Here is a 19,587-nt window from a genome sequence, read left to right on the forward strand (position 1 = left end):
TTATTGTCAGAATCAGGATATCCAGGATTTAAGGATTTACAGGATGTAAACTAATACAAATAGTTTTGAGAAGGATAATATCCCGAATTTCTTTTTTATTCTGTCAATAAATTATAATTGTCTGAATGAGATATTGGGTGGGTTGACGTTAGGAAAACCAAGATTTTCAAGCGTTTGTTGGGTTGCGCTGTTGCTTAACCCAACCTAGGAAAACTATTATGGATGATCTTGTTGATTTAACCAAGTTATTAAATCAGTATCTGCAATTTTAGCAAGATTATTGTCAGAATCAGGATATCCAGGATTTAAGGATTTACAGGATGTAAACTAATACAAATAGTTTTGAGAAGGATAATATCCCGAATTTCTTTTTTATTCTGTCAATAAATTATAATTGTCTGAATCAGATATTGGGTGGGTTGACGTTAGGAAAACCAAGATTTTTAAGCATTTGTTGGGTTGCGCTGTCGCTTAACCCAAGCTACGAAAACTAATTAATATCAGAAGTTGGGGACATGGATAAAGTGATATTATTGAGAACTTTCGATAATTTGAATTTCCTCTGCTGTTAAATTATATAGTTGATAAACCATTTGATCAATTTCTGTTTCTAATGCGGTTGTATCTGCATTGGGATCTGATTTTTTAGCGTTGAGAATTTGATCAACTAATTTTTCTAAATCTAATTTGTTATTAGAAATCTTTATTGGTAAAGAAGAAAGTTCATAAATCCTAATCTCTGGGAAAGTTACATCTTGTCTATTATATTTCTTCTTAAAATAAAATGCAATTAGTTGAGAATTTAGAATCCCTAAAATATACTTTGTAAGCGACTGATTGTAAGGTTTGACTATTTGCAATAATTGACTGGTTACAAAATTATCATTAGTGTAACAAGAAATAAGTTTTTTACCAACAATACGTCTCACTAATATTCTTTCTCCTTCAAAAAGAGAAATATCTCTGGGAGCAGCAAGGTTTGAACCATATTTAAGCCACCTATTTTGCCAAGAAATCGAATATGTATTAACATCTTTTCCTTCCAAATATGGTCTATAGGTATCATCTATCTGGGAATTAGCTTCAAATATTTTATTTTGTGCATCTTCTTTTTTTTGCTTGGGATTTCCTTTTCCTGTTTCGTAAATTTGTATACCCTTTTTTATTACAGCTAAATTTTCTAATAACTGACTGCCATTTTCTATTTTAGTTCTTAAAAAAACATCCTTTTCTGTAATATCAATATTAATAATTTGTAAATCATCTTGTTTCCAAAGAGATTGATTAACTATACACTTACTCATAAGCTGGTAATTATTCTCTAAACTAGGAATTAAAATCTCTGTTTGAGTAGTAGAGTTAATTTTTTTCTGAATTAGTGTAATTATTGGTAAAACTGTAGCATCTTCAAAAACTTTTGTTTTAGAATAATCAGCTATTTTTATGATATTTAATTTAAGGATTATATTTCTAATTAAGAGGTTTTTCTGATTATTTAACCATGTATTTGGAGTTATATAGCAAATCAAATCCTTTGATAAAATAGTAGCTAATTCCCAAAATAAAACATAAGCATCAAATTGATATTCCGCACCTTTATAAGTATTCACATAATAATTAAATTCAGATTTTTCTAATTTCCATTCTCTTCCTCCGATATAAGGGGGATTACCAATAACCACATCAAAACCGATAAAAATACCGTCATCATTTAATACTTCAGGAAACTCAAAACGCCATTCCAAAGCATTTTCATAGATTTTACCATTTTCTATATCCTCAATCTCAACCCGTAACTTATCAATCTCATTATTTAACTTAGCAATTTTTTTCTCCCGCTTAGTTTTCTCAGCTTTAGTTTCTGGAATCAGAAAAATTTGATTTTCCAAATTCTCAACCTCACCCTCTAACTTTCTTAACTTAGTTTTATTAGGATCAATTCCCTGTAAAGTAGTCTTAAAATTACCCTTAATTTCCTGAATTAATCTCTCCATTTTCCGCTTCTGCTCCTTATTTTCAGCATTGCGGTAAGTTTTGACAGCATTTTTATAATCTTCTATAGTGTATTTCTGCTTACTTAAAGCAACTTGCAAATTACCATCTAAGGAAAACCGACTAATTAAAGAATTACCACATTTGATATTAATATCAATATTCGGTAAAGTCTCCAATTCTCTCATATTCCCCTCTCCTCCCAGGAGAGGGGTTAGGGGAGAGGTCTTATAATAAGCATTTTTCAAAAGTTCAATCCATAAACGCAACCGACAGATTTTTACAGAGTTGGGGTTAATATCCACACCAAATAAACAATTTTCAATAATCGTTTGTTTCTCATAAAATAGAGTTTCTTGTACTCGTTGACTTTCCTGATTTTTCGGGTTATACTCAAATAATAAACCATCTTCATCAGTGACAATTAACTCATCATTAGCAACCTCAAAACTATATTCCTTTAATCTCTTACCTTGTCTATCCAGTAAAATTTTTAACTCACTTTTAATCGCAATAATTTCATTTAAAGCAGAAACTAAAAAATGTCCTGAACCCACAGCAGGATCACATATTTTCAAACTGTTAATAAGATCATTAGCTGCTTTTTTATCCTCGATTTGATCATATAAATCATCAATAGTTTTACAATTCCAACCTTTAAGATCATTAAACTTTTGGATAACCGCTCTTCTAATGGTTTCCCGACACATATACATAGTAATAAAACCGGGGGTAAAGAAAGAACCATCTTTATAACCATTAATTTTCTCAAAAATTAAACCCAATACAGAAGCATTAATTAACCTTTTATTTTCTTCCTGAATTTCTTCCCCAATGTCACTACTAAAATTGTAAGCATTGAGAAAAGCAAACAGATATTCTAAGGTATTAATTTCTCCGGTCAGTTTTTTACCATTATTGTCTTTTAAGATCGTACCAGGGAAAATGGGCAATTTTTCATTTCTCAAATTGCTAATACAAATAGTTTCTTGTTCAATGTCTGTCGGTTCAAACAAAGAACTATTCAAATAAGGAACATGAGCAAATCTTTCTTGTAATTTTTGTTGTAAATTCTGACTTCTTTCCTGTGGTTTACGCGCTAAAACACTAAAAAATAGACTATTGAGATCATCATAATTTGCAACTTTTTGTAAATTCAAGAATCCCCAAGACAGGTCATTTTTATGATATCTAATTAATTGAGCTTCTAATAATTTTAAAAACAGGATTCTATTCATCCAAGTAATTGCTAATTCTAAACCTAGATTAAAAAGTTGTTGTTGATATGTTTCTCCAAATAGTTCGGGTTTTTCTAAACGAGAAATTTTATCTAAACTATCAATTTGGGAAATAGCATTTTCTATCAAAGAACCAATATTTCTATCATGTTGTTTTTTGCGTTGAATCAGCTTTTTACCACCTTCCTTAGTTTCTACCAAACCGATAATATGTAATAATTCACTGTAAAAACCTTTATCAAGAGTATTACTATCATTAGTAAAAGGTAATTTTAATAAATGTTCTGGAGAAAATAGTTTAAATAGGGAAATTAACTTATGTTCATCTGGATGTTTACCAGGGTTTAAATATTCCTGATATTCTCGAATATCAAAATGGGTAAAGGTAATTTTATCGGTAATTTCAGTAATCGCAGGTTGAGCAATTTCTTTATAGAAAAATTCAGTTTTTTTGCTGGTTAATCTCCCTGCTTCAAAATCAGTAAATTGTTTAACTAGAGATTTATTACCAATAAATAAGTTTTCAAAGGTCTGAGCATCGAAAATAAACCATTCGTAAATATTAGTAGCGATTAAATATTTAATTTCTAAATTTTTCCCTGTTAAACGTTCTCGCAAGAAATACAAAACTAATTCCTGAAATGCTTTAGTATTGAGATGATCAACCTTCAACATTTCACTTTTATTATTTGGCTTTTTAAATTCTAAAATCACCCCTACACTAGTTTTAGCATCTTTACCATTATAAATAACTAGATCATTGCGTCCCTTAGTATTAATGAAATGATTTGCACTATAAAAAGTATTCTTGAAAAAATCCACAATCAGATTTTTATGAAATTCTTCAGATTCCGATTCATTAATTTTATTAATTAGATTTTGCAGATGATTTTTAAAATTTTCAACATCATTTCTAAAGGGGTTAATTTTCAGAAATGCTTTATTTAATGCTGCTCTAGGTTGTAATTTTTGTAAGTTCATTTTTTCACACTTTGATATTTATTACGGTTGGTTAATTTCTATTATCTCATAAAACATTCTGTAAATCCCTAAGTCCTGTACTTCGACTAGCTCAGTACAAGTCGCTCAGTAACCGGACACCCTGGGCTTGTGTCATGCTACGCTATCAGATAAATTATTATATAATTATTATATTAAGTAGGTGAACGGAAAAAAACCGACATAAGTAACGAAAAGTAAAGTTGCCGAAAACCTCTTCCCTGTTCCCTGTTCCCTGTTCCCTTGTCATAACGACAATTTTTAACGCCAACTGTAATAAATGGAATTGATCAGGCAAACCTTTCTCCTCTGGATCTTCACTTTTGAGATCATACATCGTTGGTAACACTTCTTGGGGTGAAGGAGGTGGATCTGTTTGATACATAGTAGTATTCCTGGAAAATATACTTTATTGTGTGTTCACAGTGTCTTAAAACCCACGCAGATGGATTTTCTCTGTGTGCAAGATGAGTCACTTATGCTAATAAATCATAACTTATCTTTTCCCAATCGCAGACCAGGACATTTTTGTAAAAAACTGGCCGCTTTTTGATCAATATCTGCATTATTAATTTGTAGCTGTGTATTATTATTTGTGTATTATTATTTATGATGTACAATTTAGAGGAATGAATAATATGACCATAGATAACAATACTTTAGATTTAGTCACCGGAGGATTAGCAATCATGATTTTAGTAGGAGGAATGTTGATGATGTTTACTACCATTTTCACTACCAAGAAATAATTAATTACTTCACCGACAAAAACTGAGTGATAAATAGTATCAGCAAACCTAATTTTTTTAAAAGAATGGGGAATTTGGATGATAAGCTTTAAAAAACTCAGTTAAGCAAATTAATTATAAATTAAATCTAATAAAGTGTAAATACAATAATTAAAATACTTTTGAACACGCAACTATATATACATTTATAGTAGAGGTCAGAAACATACAGCCGTTTCCGCTCTTATGAGGTACATCTTAAGCCCCCTTATCGCTTGCGGGGAGGGTTTGGGGGTGGGGTTCTTGTACCTCATAACATTGAGAAGTGCTGTATGTTATGGAGGGAAAACAAGAAAATAACTAAAAAAATCAGATTTTACCAATATTTATTGGTCAATTAGTCAAAGATTGAGTTAGAATAAGGGGTCGCAAACCCAAGCAAAAAACCCGGATATTCCCCGGAGGTGTAATTGACCAAGTTCATTTTAAAAATTCTCTGGTTAGACGAAAACGTCGCCCTTGCAGTTGACCAAGTGGTTGGTAAAGGTTCTAGTCCCCTAACCAAATACTTTTTCTGGCCCAGAAATGATGCCTGGGAAGAACTAAAAAAAGAGTTAGAATCCAAACATTGGATTACAGATGTTGACCGCGTGGAGTTGCTCAATAAAGCCACAGAAGTAATTAACTACTGGCAAGAAGAAGGCAGAAAACGCCCAATGGCAGAAGCGCAATTAAAATTTCCAGAAGTTGCCTTCACTGGTAGCGCCTGATTATTTTCAACTGATAATTGATAATTGACGATAATTAATTATTGTCAATTATCATCTACGCCATAATTTGATTGTATTGTCTTTACTACCACTGACAATTAATTCTGTATCATCGCTAATAGCAAGGCTAGATACTGAGTCTGTATGACCTACAAGGCTGGTAATTTCTGATTTTGTGCTGATTTGCCAAATTTTCACTGTTTTATCCCAACTGCCACTAATTAGCTTTTCCCCATCTGTACTAAAGGCTACAGCTACTACTGACCAGGAATGACCGGAAAGTGTGTTAATTACTTCACCAGTGTTAACATCCCATAATTTAATTGTATTATCACCGCTACCAGTTGCCAATAAATTCTGATTGGTGGGACTAAATGCAACTGTCAAAACTGCCCAAGTATGACCTAAAAGAGTTGTTAATAAGTTATATTTTCCGTTTTGTAGTTGCCAAATACGAACTGTTTTGTCATGACTAGCACTAGCTAAAAGTTCCCTTTGAGGACTAAAAGCAACAGCATTTACTTGTAATTTATGTCCAGTTAAAGTGTGAAGTTCTAAACCTGTATTTATATCCCATATTTTAATGGTTTTATCCCAACTTCCACTGGCTAAAAGCCCATGGGGATGAAATGCTAGAGACTTGACAGCGTGGGAATGTCCACTTAAGGTCTGAATTGTTGTTAATGTTTTTGTATCCCATAATTTGATAGTTTTATCATCACTAGCAGTGGCTAAAATTGTCCCATTGGGATTAAATTTAACTGCTGTTATGGCTTGGGTATGTCCTTTGGAGTTAGCTATTAATTGTTGAGTTTTTAAATCCCATAATTTAATACTTTTATCATCATCACCACTTGCTAAAATTTGACTATCAGGGCTTAATGCTATGGTATTAATAGGACTATGAATTTGATTTGTGATTGTATGATAAAGTTGCCAATCATTCTGGGAAATATGAGATGATAAACGTAAATCATTAGCTTTAATTCCCAAGTTGTAAATAAGTTCATTTGCTGATTTCCAGCGTTCTTGTAAATTGTGTTTTACCAGTTTATCCAGGGTTTGCGCTAAATGTTCACTAATTTGATTAGTTAAATAATCCCGCCATATCCAGCTATGATGAGTTATATTAAATAATTCAAATGGTGGTATGTGAGTTAGTAAATAAATACAAGTTACACCTAAACTATATAAGTCACTTGCGAAAACGGCTTTACCTTGTATTTGTTCTGGAGAAATATATTCTGGACTCCCAACTATATCATCTTTTGATTGATTTCTATGGACAAATTTAACGACTGTAAAATCCGTTAAAAATAGATTTTCTAATAAATTTTGATTTTGGTTAACAGTCGGCCAAATAATATTGTCTGGGTTAATATTGCGGTGAATAATTTGATGATTATGAATAAAACTGAGAACGGGTAATAAACTTTTTAAAACTTGCCAAATTTGATTTTCATCAAAAATACCTTGCTTTTCTAACACAGTAGCTAAATTATCACCTTCGATAAATTCCTGAATTAAATAATCATATTTATCTTCTGTAAAATGGGTGATTAATTTGGGAATTTGAGGATGTTTACTTAATTCTGTTAATTGCTGTGCTTGATATTCAAAATCTTCAACTGTTTGCCCTGGAGACGACAATTTTTGAAGAATACAAGCAAGGGGAGGAAATTGATTTTCATCTACTGCAAGAAATGTTTGATAAAATTCCCCTTTAGCAATCTGTTTGAGCAAACGATAACGGTTTTTAATTAACATCATAAATCGCAGAATTATAGCAAAGCAAAAAGCAAGAGGCAACAGAAAGCACATTGGTAGGGAGCGTCAGATATCAACAATCTGTTTATTTGCAAGATTTATGCAGTAGTAAAGCACCCTACAACTTACAAAATTTCTAGAAGGGTTCATCGTTCCCTGTTAAGAGTCCCCTGTTCCCTGTCCCCTGTCCCCTGTTAAGAGTCCCCTGTTAAGAGTCCCCTGTTCCCTGTTAAGAGTCCCCTGTCCCCTGTCCCCTGTCCCCTGTCCCCTGTTAAGAGTCCCCTGTTCCCTGTTCCCTAAAACTAAAAAACTTTGTACCTTACGAGCATGGGAAATGCTATAATTTATCCAAAAATGGACTAACATCAACCGCTAGTTTTTGTCCTAATTTCAGCAATTGACGACATTGTATGGTTTCTGCTTCACTGTTAATATTCGCAATTCGTGGCAATATTTGGCTATGTAAACAACTCCAATATAGTTCTTGGGAATGGTTTAAATTAATGCCAATATGCAGCTTATAACCAATATCAATCAACCGTTCTAACCGTTGGATATCTGTATCCAAATTGCTATTGGCATCATACAATAATTGCCACAATAACTTAACTATTAATTGTTCTAGGATTTGATTGCCTTCGGGAATATTTAATTGACAACGAAGATGTTCCGCTTCATGAGAAATCGCCTCCAATTCTACCATGAGATTCCAGCTTAATTGTGCTTCATTAATATCTTGTTCTAGCGATAGCTGCGCTTGCTGTAGCGATAGCTGCGCTTGCTGTAGCGATCGCAATGTTATCAAACAACGATGTCCTAAAGCAATTTCCGCTGCTACTTGTAATTCCCGTGGTACTTCTAATCCATCTCGATGAAAAGCCATGATGACACCGTAATTATCACGATAAGCCTGAGTATATAATTGGTCTAATCGCGCCAATGTTTCCTGACTTAACAACCGCATAATCCGATGACGTTCTTCAGCAAATAGAGTCTGTAAACTAAAAGCTTCACCCCCAAATACTTGAGTCATTACCAAAATAACATGAGCTACACTAGCTTGCTGTAAGGCTGTAAGCAGCTTTTCTTTAATTTCACCATAGTTACGTCTGCCAGTAAACTGTTGAATGCAGCAGTGAAAATCCCAACCCCCCAAATGCAGTACAGCAAATATTAAATTTTCACTTTCCCAAGTAATATCTGACACTAGCTGCAAATGTCCTACTACCATAGTTAACGGACCAATACGCTGCTTATAGTAATCTAACTCATGGGCAGTATAGCAATAGACTCGCTGATAATTACCATGGGATTGTTTATCTGTGTCCTGTCCAGAAACAGTATTTTTGCGATGATTAAATAAGGAAGTAATAGCATAATGGGCGGCGACTTGTTTAAATCCAATTTGAGCAGTTAATACCAATTTATGATATATATCTGCTCCATGTTTAAACTCTTCCACATTACTAGGAGCTAACATCAGGCGTTTGAGAAAACCCTTTTCCAATTGTACACCTGATACATCTCCTGCTAATTCTAAAGCACGGGCGGCATAACGCAAAATCTGTGTTCCCTCTGGGCGGGAAATTTCTTCAAAAAACCAGCCGCAACTAGTGAACATTAGTAAAGAATGACGCTGCATTTCTAACAAGCGTAAAGCCTCTACCTGTTCACCAGCGTCTAGTTTATGAGTTTGATGACGAGATAAAAAATGGCTAACATTAGTATGAGAACGATCAGACATGACGTGAATATATTCGTCCCTTGCTTGCCAAGGATTACGGAATAACATACCACCATGTTTTTCATAAACATCAGTTAACTGATCCCGTAACCAATTTAACGCATTTCGTAGTGGCCGCCGCCATTTTTGATGCCACACACCCCCTTCCCCACCACAACCACAATCATCTTGCCATCTATCCACACCATGAGCGCAACTCCAGGCTGTGACGGGCTTTAATTGCACTTCCCAACTAGGAGGATTTAAACTCAAATAATGGGCGTAGTTGGTGACAGTCCAACCATGATCAGGAAACTCACCAATAAAGGCATAGGCCAGAGTCTTCTCCGTGCCTTTTTTGTGGTGTCCAAAAGTTTCCCCGTCCGTGGCTACAGAAATTAACTGGGACCGACGATGATCCCCACGAATAGCCGCCCCCACCCGGCCAGCAAAATGATGGGAATTATAGACAACATCACTAAAACCCATATCCCGGGAAATCGGACCATCATAGAAAAAGATATCAATATAGGCCTGTGATTTTTTTCCAGTTTCCCGACTATCCAAATAACAACGATAGGGACGAGTGGGATCAATCTGATTACCCCCTACCTCATGCCATTGACTATGGGGATCATCCTCTGTCGGGAAAGGACGACAACGCTGGGCTTGAGAAGGTGCTAAAATGATAAATTTAATCTTTTCCGCTACCAATGCCTGTAGGGTGGCATAATCTACGGCTGTTTCTGCTAACCACATCCCTTCGGGATCACGGCCAAAGCGCGAACGGAAATCTTCTTTACCCCAGCGAATTTGTGTGTATTTATCTCTTTCGTTGGCTAAAGGTAGGATAATATGATTATATACTTGAGCGATCGCATTGCCATGACCATTTAACCGTTGGCAACTTTTAGCATCAGCCTCCAAAATCCGCTGATAAACCTCCACATCATAGCGTTCTAACCACGACATCAGCGTTGGACCAATATTAAAGCTCATGTACTCATAATTATTCACAATCCCCACAACTTCTCCACGGTCATTTAATACCCTTGCAAAGGCATTAGGACGATAGCATTCCCAATGAATGCGCTCATTCCAGTCATGAAAAGGCGTGGCGCTGGGTTGACGTTCAATCGCATCCAGATAAGGATTTTCTCTAGGGGGTTGATAAAAATGACCATGAACCGTAACATAAACACCTTGAGCAATTTTCAGGGGATCATGTTCAGGACTGTATTTAGCCCGTTTATCTAATGGTAAGATCGAGACAGAACTACTTGGTATTTCCGCTGCTGAAGTCATATATTGTTACCCAAATAAATGTGCAATTTTGAAGAAGATTCTTGCTATGTCTACCTTTCTACAATTGTTGTCTCACAAAATCAGTTATAAATAAAACATAAGAAACAAAACTAAATCTTATCACAATCTTTTCTAAACAAGAATACAACTATAGATGAAGCCAATTACCCATTACCAATTACCCATTACCAATTACCAATTACCAATTACCAATTACCAATTACCAATTACCAATTACCAATTACCAATTACCAGTTCTGGCAGATATGATAGGTGTGCAAATGTAGATGATATTTCAGGGGATCTGGCACAGATACCCTGAAATTAAGGTAAAAATGTCAATCAAGAACATTATTTTCACCGTACTGCTGCTGTTTATACCCGTATCTCTAGCAGCCCACTTTTTAGAATGGGGAGACTTAATAATCTTCATCACTGCTGCATTAGCTATACTACCACTAGCCGCTTGGATGGGTACAGCGACCGAAGAAATAGCTGTGGTAGTCGGTCCAATTCTGGGCGGATTTTTAAACGCGACTTTTGGTAATGCTACAGAATTAATTATTGCCTTGGTGGCTCTGAATGCAGGACTAATTGATGTTGTCAAGGCCAGTATTACTGGATCAATTATCGGTAATTTACTCCTCGTCATGGGTTTATCCATGTTATTAGGCGGTATTCGTTACAAAGAACAAACATTTGAGTCAGTTGTAGCGCGGGTAAATGCTTCCTCCATGAACTTGGCGGTAATTGCCATTTTACTACCAACAGCAATGAACTATACCTCCGCAGGTATTAGCGAAAAAACGGTACAGAATCTCTCTCTAGCGGTGGCTATAGTCTTAATTCTAGTTTACGCCTTAACACTACTGTTTTCTATGAAAACTCATGCGTATTTGTATGAAGTTGGTGTAGTAGACGTAGAAGGAATAGAAGGTATAGAAGGAATAGAAGAAGTTTCCCATGAAAAACCAAATATTTGGTTGTGGACTGGTGTACTTTTAGCCTGTACCTTGTTAGTTGCCTTTGAGTCAGAATTATTAGTGAGTTCCCTAGAAGTTGCTACATCTAAACTAGGTTTAAGCGCACTATTTACTGGGGTGATTTTAGTCCCCATTATCGGTAACGCTGCTGAACACGCTACCGCTGTCACCGTAGCCATGAAAAATAAAATGGATCTTTCTATGTCTGTCGCTGTGGGTTCAAGTATGCAAATTGCCCTATTTGTGGCCCCAGTTTTAGTCATTGCTGGTTGGATAATTGGTCAACCCATGGATTTAGATTTTAACCCATTTGAATTAGTAGCCGTTGCTGTCTCAGTTTTAATTGCTAATAGTATTAGTTCTGATGGTAAATCTAATTGGTTAGAAGGGACTTTACTTCTAGCAGCTTATACTGTACTAGGTTTTGCCTTTTACTTTCATCCAGTTGCCAATAGTATTGGTTAAACTATTACCCTAGTCAAATCTTGACAATCTGAGATTCCCAATCTAATCTAAATAGATTGGGAATTTTTTTATACTCAAACACATTGCAATCTGCCATAAATATTTTTTTAATAATTTGAACTCCCTTAAGATAGATGACTAAAATTAATAATTCTTATAGTCTTCTTATAGTCTCAAATCAGATCGTCCTTTTGATATCAACTTCTTGAGGATATTTACTTGTAATTTAAATCTTCATGCTTGTGATACATCAATTCTCCTCAATGGCTAGAAAAACTCCATACACAACATTATTTTTGACTATTTCATAGTAGTAATTTTCTTTAACTTTAAATTACGTATAAATATTAGTAGTTTTATATTAGTAGTTTTATACAGTAATTATATTTTGTTTTTCCCTTTTCCCTGGCGAGTAAGTATATCTATAAAATACAATGACTGAAATCGGACTGCTGATGATGGGTGTATTTAATCCAAGAGAACTAAATATTCCCCATTTTCCATTCAACCAAACCCTGTTTCACTTAGAAAATGGTGTGCCATTAACAAATAGTCAATCAACCCAGTTAATTTCCCCGACTCAAATTATACCACCAGAATTTATACAAATAAGTGAACCTTCCCCAACTCATCCCTTAGCCATCTCTTTTCGACGGAACAAAATCTTTGAGCAAATTACACAAAAACAAATGTCTGTCAATTCTTTTGAAGCACAACTTCTTTTGGCTGATGCTGGTGACATAGACATTATAGCAACAACAGATATTAAATTACCAACACGATATCCCACAACCCAGAATAATCCTATGCCCGTGATTAGTTTTGGTAACTCAGGTATATCTGTGAGAGTTTTACAAAAACTTTTAGTTTCTAATGGTTATGGAATACCTGTTGATGGCGTTTTTGGACCAATCACCGAAGCCGCTGTTAAAGCCTTTCAAAATCGTCGAACTTTATCAGCAGATGGTATGGTTGGTCAAAAAACTTGGTGGGAATTAACAATGTAATTAAGTAGGTTGTCTTTTATCCGTTGTCCATTAATCATCTACATCACCAAAATCACCAAAATCACCAAAATCACCTTTAAAGTTGTTCTCTATCAGTGAGAATTTCATAACCAGTATCTGTCACTAACACCGTATGCTCAAACTGAGCCGATAAAGCATTATCAACCGTTACCGCTGTCCATCTATCAGCTAAAATTCTGGTATTTTTAGAACCAGCATTTAAAATTGGTTCAATTGCTAAAGTCATCCCTGAGCGTAATTTTACATTCGGTATTTCATGAGTCCGATAGTTGAAAACCGCTGGCTCTTCGTGCAAATTTCTACCTACACCATGACCAGTAAATTGTTCTACTACTGTAAAACCATGACCTTTCGCATGATCTTCAATCGCACCCGCAATCTCCGTGAGATGTACACCAGCTTTTACCTGTTCAATTCCCTTGTATAAGGATTCTTCAGCTATTTTAATCAGTTTCGCAGCTTCATTTGTGACATTCCCGACAGCGATAGTAATACAGGAATCACCGTGAAAACCTTGATAATAAGCTCCTGTATCAACTTTTAAAACATCTCCAGACCGAATTACCTTTTTAGGGCTAGGAATCCCATGGACAACCTCATTATTAATACTGGAACAGATGGAAGCAGGAAAGCCATGGTATCCTTTAAAACTAGGAGTTGCATCCATTTCCCGGATACGTTTTTCAGCATAAGCATCTAAATCAGCAGTTGTCATTCCCGGCTGCACTAGCTCAGAAATTTCTTTGAGGACGGTTGCTACAATCTTAGCTGATTGCCGCATAATTTCGATTTCACGGGGTGATTTAATTTCAATCCCTCGACGTTGTTGTTTTTCGGGTTTTGGCTCGACTGGTTGCGAAAGCAGGCTGGTGAAAATGTTCATCATTAAATTGAGAAATTACTGGTGCTTTACTAATTGAGTGTGAAGTTGTTGAGATTTATTGCCAAAAATATCTATATTGACGTTAACTTATTTTCGCGCCTCTAGAAAGAGATGATCACTTAATCACAATTTCTCCTTTCATTCCCGCTTCTGTGTGTCCAGCTATAGTACATCGTAAAGCATATTTTCCTGATTTTATGGGGACAAACACCCATTCTGCTTCTGCACCAGGTTTAAGTTCTAGTTCGTGAATATTACCTTTAATTTCTACCTTACCCGCTTCGACTTTTTGTGTCCAAATTCCATCAGCAAAGTCTTTAGCAGTAAAATAATGTTTTTGGGAGCTAGGATTATTTAATTTCAGGTTGTAACGTTTACCAGGGGTAAATTCTAAGTAATTTGGTTCAAATTTTAATTCATTAGCAGTATTACCCAAGCTGACCGTAATTTCTAACTGAGGTTGTTTTAAGAGATTATTCCATAGATTCTCTGCTGTTGCTGGAGATGTACCCATGATTACTATACTCATGAGCAGGGAGAAAATAACAGTCAAAAATTTACTCATAGCTAAATAGATAGTTGTAGATTACACCTTTGACAATGACTCATAACTATACTCAATTGATGTTTTTATGGGCAAGAATTGGCGGACCTGCTGTCACAACAACAATTTTATCAGAGTGAAGTAACTCACGAGCAGCTTGATTGACTTGACTCAATTTAACCTGCTCTATTTTACTAATAAATGAGCGCAATTCTACCTGATTTAAGCCATAAACCTGATTCATGACCATTCTTTCACTGAGTTGTTCTGGACTGGCTAAGGAAATATTATAATTACTGATTAAATTAGCTTTGGCTGTTTCTACTTCCTCTAGGGTAACACCTTGTTGGTGAACTTGTTTGAGCAGGTCACGGGTACTGGAAATCGCTTTGTGTGCGTCTTCTGGACTGGTTTGCATTTCAATTAAAAATGTGCCGACATTCTTACCTGTGATGAAATTACTATAAATTCCGTAGGTTAAGCCTTGACGATCGCGCACTTCTGCCCCTAGTCTACTTGATAATGTATCACCTCCGAGAATTTGATTCAAGACCATCGCCGCATAAAATCGTTTATCTTGACGATTAATCCCTGTATAACCCATATAAGTAATCGCTTGGGGTTTACCAGGAACAACGGGATTAACATTAATTACATTTTTCGGCATCTCCACCTTGGGGTATTTTACCACTGGTGGTTGGCCTTTTACTTGCCAATTTCCTAATTGTGCTTGAATGAGCGATCGCACTTTGTTAATATCAAAATCGCCTACAATTGCTAACACTGTAGTATCTGGGCGATAATGTTGCGCTTTAAAAGCTATCACGTCTTCACGTTTAATGCTCTGAATAGTCTCCGCTGTCGGAAAACTATGTAATGGGTGTTTTTTTGGATAAATAGATTGAATAAAGATACGAGTTGCAATCTTTTCAGGATCATCTAAATCTGAATCTAGGGAGGTTAAAGCCTGTTGACGCGAGAGTTTAAACTCTTTTTCTGGAAATGTGCTATTTTTAATTACGTCTGTCAATGTTAAGAGTAAAATCGGTAAATCTACTGCTAAACTGCTACCTTTGATCCTCACACCTTCACGATAGGCTTGAAAGTCCAAATTTGCGCCTTTTGCTGCTAATTCTTGAGCAATAGTCCGCATATCTTTATTTTTCGTCCCATTCATCAGATTTGCTGCTACTAAGGAGGCTAATCCTCCCTTATTACTTCCATCAAATTCTGTTCCTGCTTTAATATGTCCGCTTAAAGTGACTGTAGGTGTAGTTTTATCTGGTAATAGTAGTATGCGTAACCCATTAGCAAATTTTAACTCCTGGGGTATTTCTTTTGTTCCTGTTTTCGGTAAGATATCTACAGGTGGTAAATATTTCTTTACTTCTGCTGGAACTACCGTAAAATCAACGGCAAAATTATCTTTTGTTATCCCGGAATCAGATTTGATCTGATTTGTACCTGTTTGTTGAGTAGGTTCAAAAAATCCCACTGTCCGCGCTTCTGGTTGTAGATATTTATTGATGACATTAATTACATCCCTAGGTTTAACTTCCCGAATATCTACTAAATGATTTTCTGTATATTGGTAATTATCTGTTGTGATTTGATCATTACCCAATTGCATGGCTTGACTGGTTATATCACGATTATTTAAAATAACTGAAGCTGTTAATTGGGTTTTTGCTCGTTCTACTTGTTCTGTTGTGATACCTATGTTAACAAGGTTTTCCAACGCTTTTGTTACCGCTATATCAATTTTATGCAAATCCTGATTTCTCGCAGCAGTTACTAATATTTCATACCAGCCACCAGCCCGTAAACTAGCGACATTTGCTTTCAAATCACTAGCTAAACCCGATTCTACCAACTCTTGATATAGGTAAGAATTTTTACCCGCAGTTAAGATATAATCCATGACTTCTAAAGCGGGTACATCTGGTTGATTAATTTGAGGAAGCGGATAAACTATCTGTAGTAATGGATTTCCTCCCGGTTCTTGTAGTTGAATTGCTGGTGATGGGGAATAGGATGGAGTTATAAGATTATCGGGTGAATATTGGCCTTTAGGGATTTTACCAAAAATAGCTTGGACATTTTTTAACGTTGGTGCGGTGTCAAAATCTCCTACAATTACCAAAACAGCATTGTCAGGACTGTAGAATTTTTGGTAATATTCTCTTACTTGTTCAACCGTTAATTTCTCTACATCAGCCTTAGTACCACCAATGGGTAAACCGTAGGGATGATTGGGAAAAACCGACTTCATCACAGCGCGTTTTAGACGGTATTCCGGGCTATTTTCGTAACCAAGTAATTCAGAAATCACCACTTGTTTCTCACTAGCTAACTGTTGAGGATCTATAAGTGAGTTTTTCATTCTATCTGCTTCTAACGTCAACAGAGAGGTGAGTTTATGCCCTTGAGCAGTGTTGTAATATGCAGTTTGGTCATAACTGGTAAAAGCATTAGAATCACTACCTAAAGCACTAAATAACTGGCCAAATTGAATCCGGCGATCGCTAGTACCTTTAAACATGATATGTTCTAATTGGTGAGCAATGCCATTTACCCCAATTGCTTCTTGACCAGAACCAAATTTATACCATACTTGTACTGTCACCACCGGAGCATTATGAACCTCCTTCGTGAGAACAGTTAAGCCATTGTCGAGGACTGTTTTGCGAACGTTTGCTGTAATGGCGAAATTGGCTGTTTCTTTAGTAACTAGTGTTTGATGGGATTTTTCCGGGTTGGACTTGTAGAGTGTTGTTGATAAACCCCCTTCTTTGAGATTAAAAGCAGCATCATGATTTAATGAAAATGCGGCTATTACCCAAAGACTCAAAATAACTAAAGAAAAGCGATGTCGTTGTGCTAGAGAAAAAAAAGGCATATCTTTGGCGAATAGATATATGTAACTTAGATTACATATATTGATGGACTAGAAAAATTGAGCAAATGTTTCCTTAGCACCCCATGGAAAATAAAAATGTACCTGAAAGGGAAAAATATTTTATCACCCAAAAGGCATGAATACTAATTTTCGGGCGATTTATGGAGAAACCGTATAAACTCCAGAGGTAAGCCGTCAAAATCAGCGATAAACGTGACTTCTAGGATGTTATCGCCAATTTGCTGCTGTGTAGGCTGCAAAAGAATCTTTAGAGGTGGTAAACTTTCTATTGCAGCTAACCGTGTTTTTAAACTTTCTAACCAAGTGGGTAAATCTGGTGTAATGTGTGTTAAATCAAAAGCCAGATGATAGTAACCCACATAATGTTCATCCTCAAAAGCATCTGGGGCTGGTTTGGGTTGGGGAATTTGGATGAGTTCAATTCTCCCTCCCAAACCTTCCATCCAGCAAGCTAGAGTATAACCGGTGGTGAAGCGATCGCCCACCGTAAACCCTAGTGTTTCATAAAAAGCGATCGCTAGATGGATATTTGCCGTTCTAATCGAAGTATGGTGCATAGAATTTCAGATTTTGGATTTTAGATTTTGGATTAATCTACAACCTAAAACCCAAAAAAGAGAACAGGTAGGAATACAAGAAGATATTTACAATCACCCATTACCCATTACCTATTACCCATTACCCATTACCTATTACCCATTACCCATTACCTATTCAAACAAGCGGAAATATGGGTAACGGACTGGTACACCAGGTTCTTTATCCAAATCAAAATTAATCACTTCCCAACAAGGTTCTGCGGCAGAATCAGGGCTAAAATCTACAGGTAAGCCATATAACCGCGCTCCTGTAGTAGTTTCCCCTTGTCCAGAACGCCAAGGTGTACTACGTTCTAAATAGCCACTCATTAACTCCTGATAACGGTTAGCAACAATTATTCTCGTAGCCCGATAACCTTGAGTATAAAGCTTATCTAAAGCTTCGTGAATTTCAAAACGAATCCCATCAGGATGAGTATGTTGACGATACCATTCGCCATCCCATCTGCGCCAGTGACGACCGGACTGTAAATGAACCAATTCCCCAGTTTTGGGTTCAGCTTCAAATGCGCCATGACGGGGACACAAATAAGTATCCGTCAATGTCAACGCTGAAATATTTTGGCGACAGTGGGGACACTGTATTTCAGGGCCAAATATCGGGTACTGAAAGCCTGGATTTATCATGAAGTGCGTATAAACATAGTATTGTTTTTCTGCCAGCACCAGTAGGTTTAACTTTACACTCCTGCTCCACTACTTTAGATAACTTGCTTACTCCTGCATAAAAGTGAGGATAGTGCCTGAGAACAAGTTTCACAACCGTCTGACCATAGAAGGCCAAAGCCGTGATATTCTGGTTTGACAACCAGCCCTAAAGGTTGGAGTTTCTCCAGTGTTCCTGGGTACAATATCCATATTCTATCGTGTCTATCTCTTCTGACTCAAAATCTCCTGAATTTTCTCAAGCCGCCTTTGTGGCAGCCAACGCTATAATCATTGGTTCTGTAAGCATAGCAGCCAGAGCCAGTGTTTGGTATGGATCTGTGGTTAGAGGTGATGTAGAACGGATTGAAATTGGCAAATATACAAATATTCAAGATGGTGCAATTCTCCATGGTGATCCAGGTGTACCAACAATTTTAGAAGATTATGTCACTGTTGGCCATCGGGCTGTGGTCCATTCTGCTCACATTGAACGTGGTAGTTTAATTGGTATTGGTGCTATCGTCTTAAACGGCGTGAGAGTCGGTGCAGGTAGTATTATCGGCGCTGGTGCAGTAGTTACCAAAAATGTCCCCCCCGGTTCTCTAGTCCTCGGCCTCCCCGGTAAGGTAGTTCGTCAACTCACAGACACCGAAATCACCGAACTCATTGCACACGCCGAAAAATACTATCAATTAGCCCTCCTTCATGCTGCTAATGACAACTGACTAGGGAATAGGTAATTGGTAATGGGTAATGGGTAATGGGTGATTCACGTTTTACAACTGACCACTAACTTTTAATGAAACTTTACATAGAACATTGAAAAAATTCCCCACTTGAGATCACAATAAAAACTGAGAACTGTTGACCGAAAAAAATCGGATACAAGCCCCATCTTTCTAGGACGGCTTTATAGTAAACTAGGTATAGTCGCCACAGGGCATTGGGAGACTATAAACGGACACTCAAGACCGGATCACACTACTTTTCGGTAG

At 36.3% G+C, this 19,587-nt stretch carries 14 protein-coding genes; 5 read left to right on the plus strand and 9 right to left on the minus strand.

Annotated features, from left to right (window positions below; translation table 11 throughout):
• Nucleotides 1-530: 530 nt before the first annotated feature.
• Both FFO06_RS06465 and FFO06_RS06470 read right to left on the minus strand, forming a co-directional pair.
• Entirely contained in the window at nt 531-4,211 is a 3,681-nt protein-coding gene (locus FFO06_RS06465; RefSeq protein ID WP_137907299.1) for a DUF7149 domain-containing protein, read from the minus strand.
• Nucleotides 4,212-4,368: 157 nt separating this feature from the next.
• Complete coding sequence (locus tag FFO06_RS06470; RefSeq protein WP_137907300.1) at nt 4,369-4,614, minus strand: hypothetical protein; 246 nt, start codon at nt 4,612-4,614, stop codon at nt 4,369-4,371.
• 813 nt (nt 4,615-5,427) lie between these two features.
• Between FFO06_RS06470 and FFO06_RS06475 the strand changes: the two genes are divergently transcribed.
• Nucleotides 5,428-5,727 (plus strand): 30S ribosomal protein PSRP-3, encoded by a 300-nt coding sequence (locus FFO06_RS06475; protein ID WP_015079494.1) that lies wholly within the window; start codon nt 5,428-5,430, stop codon nt 5,725-5,727.
• Between the two features lie 51 nt (nt 5,728-5,778).
• On the opposite strand, the gene FFO06_RS06480 is transcribed toward FFO06_RS06475, so the two are convergent.
• The gene (locus FFO06_RS06480; RefSeq protein WP_306420187.1) at nt 5,779-7,497 is read right to left on the minus strand and encodes a serine/threonine-protein kinase; all 1,719 of its coding nucleotides are present in this window, start codon (nt 7,495-7,497) and stop codon (nt 5,779-5,781) included.
• A 334-nt stretch (nt 7,498-7,831) separates the two neighbouring features.
• Nucleotides 7,832-10,522 carry a DUF3536 domain-containing protein gene (locus FFO06_RS06485; protein WP_137907301.1) on the minus strand — a complete coding sequence of 897 codons (2,691 nt, stop codon included), beginning with the start codon at nt 10,520-10,522 and terminating at the stop codon, nt 7,832-7,834.
• 154 nt (nt 10,523-10,676) lie between these two features.
• Here FFO06_RS06485 and FFO06_RS21880 point away from each other — a divergent pair, with 154 nt between their 5' ends.
• The 3 genes from FFO06_RS21880 (at nt 10,677) to FFO06_RS06495 (ending at nt 12,977) form a co-directional block, all read left to right on the plus strand.
• Entirely contained in the window at nt 10,677-10,844 is a 168-nt protein-coding gene (locus FFO06_RS21880; protein ID WP_162501179.1) for a hypothetical protein, read from the plus strand.
• A gap of 13 nt (nt 10,845-10,857) precedes the next feature.
• Nucleotides 10,858-11,970 carry a calcium/proton exchanger gene (cax, locus tag FFO06_RS06490; protein WP_137907302.1) on the plus strand — a complete coding sequence of 371 codons (1,113 nt, stop codon included), beginning with the start codon at nt 10,858-10,860 and terminating at the stop codon, nt 11,968-11,970.
• Between the two features lie 434 nt (nt 11,971-12,404).
• Nucleotides 12,405-12,977: a peptidoglycan-binding domain-containing protein gene (locus FFO06_RS06495; protein WP_228036594.1), complete on the plus strand. Its 573-nt coding sequence runs from the start codon at nt 12,405-12,407 to the stop codon at nt 12,975-12,977.
• Nucleotides 12,978-13,053: 76 nt separating this feature from the next.
• On the opposite strand, the gene map is transcribed toward FFO06_RS06495, so the two are convergent.
• From map to FFO06_RS06520, 5 genes are all read right to left on the minus strand, one after another.
• Nucleotides 13,054-13,881, minus strand: coding sequence for a type I methionyl aminopeptidase (gene map / locus FFO06_RS06500; protein ID WP_137907365.1), 828 nt, complete (start codon nt 13,879-13,881; stop codon nt 13,054-13,056).
• 115 nt (nt 13,882-13,996) lie between these two features.
• On the minus strand, nt 13,997-14,410 hold the full coding sequence (locus FFO06_RS06505; protein WP_370743535.1) for a plastocyanin/azurin family copper-binding protein: 414 nt from the start codon (nt 14,408-14,410) through the stop codon (nt 13,997-13,999).
• Nucleotides 14,411-14,498: 88 nt separating this feature from the next.
• Nucleotides 14,499-17,324, minus strand: coding sequence for a M16 family metallopeptidase (locus tag FFO06_RS06510; RefSeq protein ID WP_137907304.1), 2,826 nt, complete (start codon nt 17,322-17,324; stop codon nt 14,499-14,501).
• A gap of 143 nt (nt 17,325-17,467) precedes the next feature.
• On the minus strand, nt 17,468-17,902 hold the full coding sequence (locus tag FFO06_RS06515) for a VOC family protein (protein ID WP_137907305.1): 435 nt from the start codon (nt 17,900-17,902) through the stop codon (nt 17,468-17,470).
• A gap of 153 nt (nt 17,903-18,055) precedes the next feature.
• The gene (locus FFO06_RS06520) at nt 18,056-18,571 is read right to left on the minus strand and encodes a TIGR02652 family protein (protein ID WP_137907306.1); all 516 of its coding nucleotides are present in this window, start codon (nt 18,569-18,571) and stop codon (nt 18,056-18,058) included.
• A 239-nt stretch (nt 18,572-18,810) separates the two neighbouring features.
• On the opposite strand from FFO06_RS06520, the gene FFO06_RS06530 reads away from it, so the two are divergent.
• Nucleotides 18,811-19,317: a gamma carbonic anhydrase family protein gene (locus FFO06_RS06530; RefSeq protein ID WP_137907307.1), complete on the plus strand. Its 507-nt coding sequence runs from the start codon at nt 18,811-18,813 to the stop codon at nt 19,315-19,317.
• Nucleotides 19,318-19,587: the final 270 nt, after the last annotated feature.

The sequence above is a fragment of the Dolichospermum planctonicum genome, from assembly GCF_005402965.1.
GTDB lineage: Bacteria > Cyanobacteriota > Cyanobacteriia > Cyanobacteriales > Nostocaceae > Dolichospermum > Dolichospermum planctonicum.

Bases quoted from the DNA above. Each gene is read 5' to 3' on its own strand.
- FFO06_RS06510 (WP_137907304.1), bottom strand. From the start codon at position 17,324: ATGCCTTTTTTTTCTCTAGCACAACGACATCGCTTTTCTTTAGTTATT.
- FFO06_RS06495 (WP_228036594.1), top strand. From the start codon at position 12,405: ATGACTGAAATCGGACTGCTGATGATGGGTGTATTTAATCCAAGAGAA.
- FFO06_RS06480 (WP_306420187.1), bottom strand. From the start codon at position 7,497: ATGATGTTAATTAAAAACCGTTATCGTTTGCTCAAACAGATTGCTAAA.
- cax (WP_137907302.1), top strand. From the start codon at position 10,858: ATGTCAATCAAGAACATTATTTTCACCGTACTGCTGCTGTTTATACCC.
- FFO06_RS06505 (WP_370743535.1), bottom strand. From the start codon at position 14,410: ATGAGTATAGTAATCATGGGTACATCTCCAGCAACAGCAGAGAATCTA.
- FFO06_RS06520 (WP_137907306.1), bottom strand. From the start codon at position 18,571: ATGATAAATCCAGGCTTTCAGTACCCGATATTTGGCCCTGAAATACAG.
- FFO06_RS06470 (WP_137907300.1), bottom strand. From the start codon at position 4,614: ATGTATCAAACAGATCCACCTCCTTCACCCCAAGAAGTGTTACCAACG.
- FFO06_RS06465 (WP_137907299.1), bottom strand. From the start codon at position 4,211: ATGAACTTACAAAAATTACAACCTAGAGCAGCATTAAATAAAGCATTT.
- FFO06_RS06515 (WP_137907305.1), bottom strand. From the start codon at position 17,902: ATGCACCATACTTCGATTAGAACGGCAAATATCCATCTAGCGATCGCT.
- FFO06_RS21880 (WP_162501179.1), top strand. From the start codon at position 10,677: ATGAAGCCAATTACCCATTACCAATTACCCATTACCAATTACCAATTA.
- FFO06_RS06485 (WP_137907301.1), bottom strand. From the start codon at position 10,522: ATGACTTCAGCAGCGGAAATACCAAGTAGTTCTGTCTCGATCTTACCA.
- map (WP_137907365.1), bottom strand. From the start codon at position 13,881: ATGAACATTTTCACCAGCCTGCTTTCGCAACCAGTCGAGCCAAAACCC.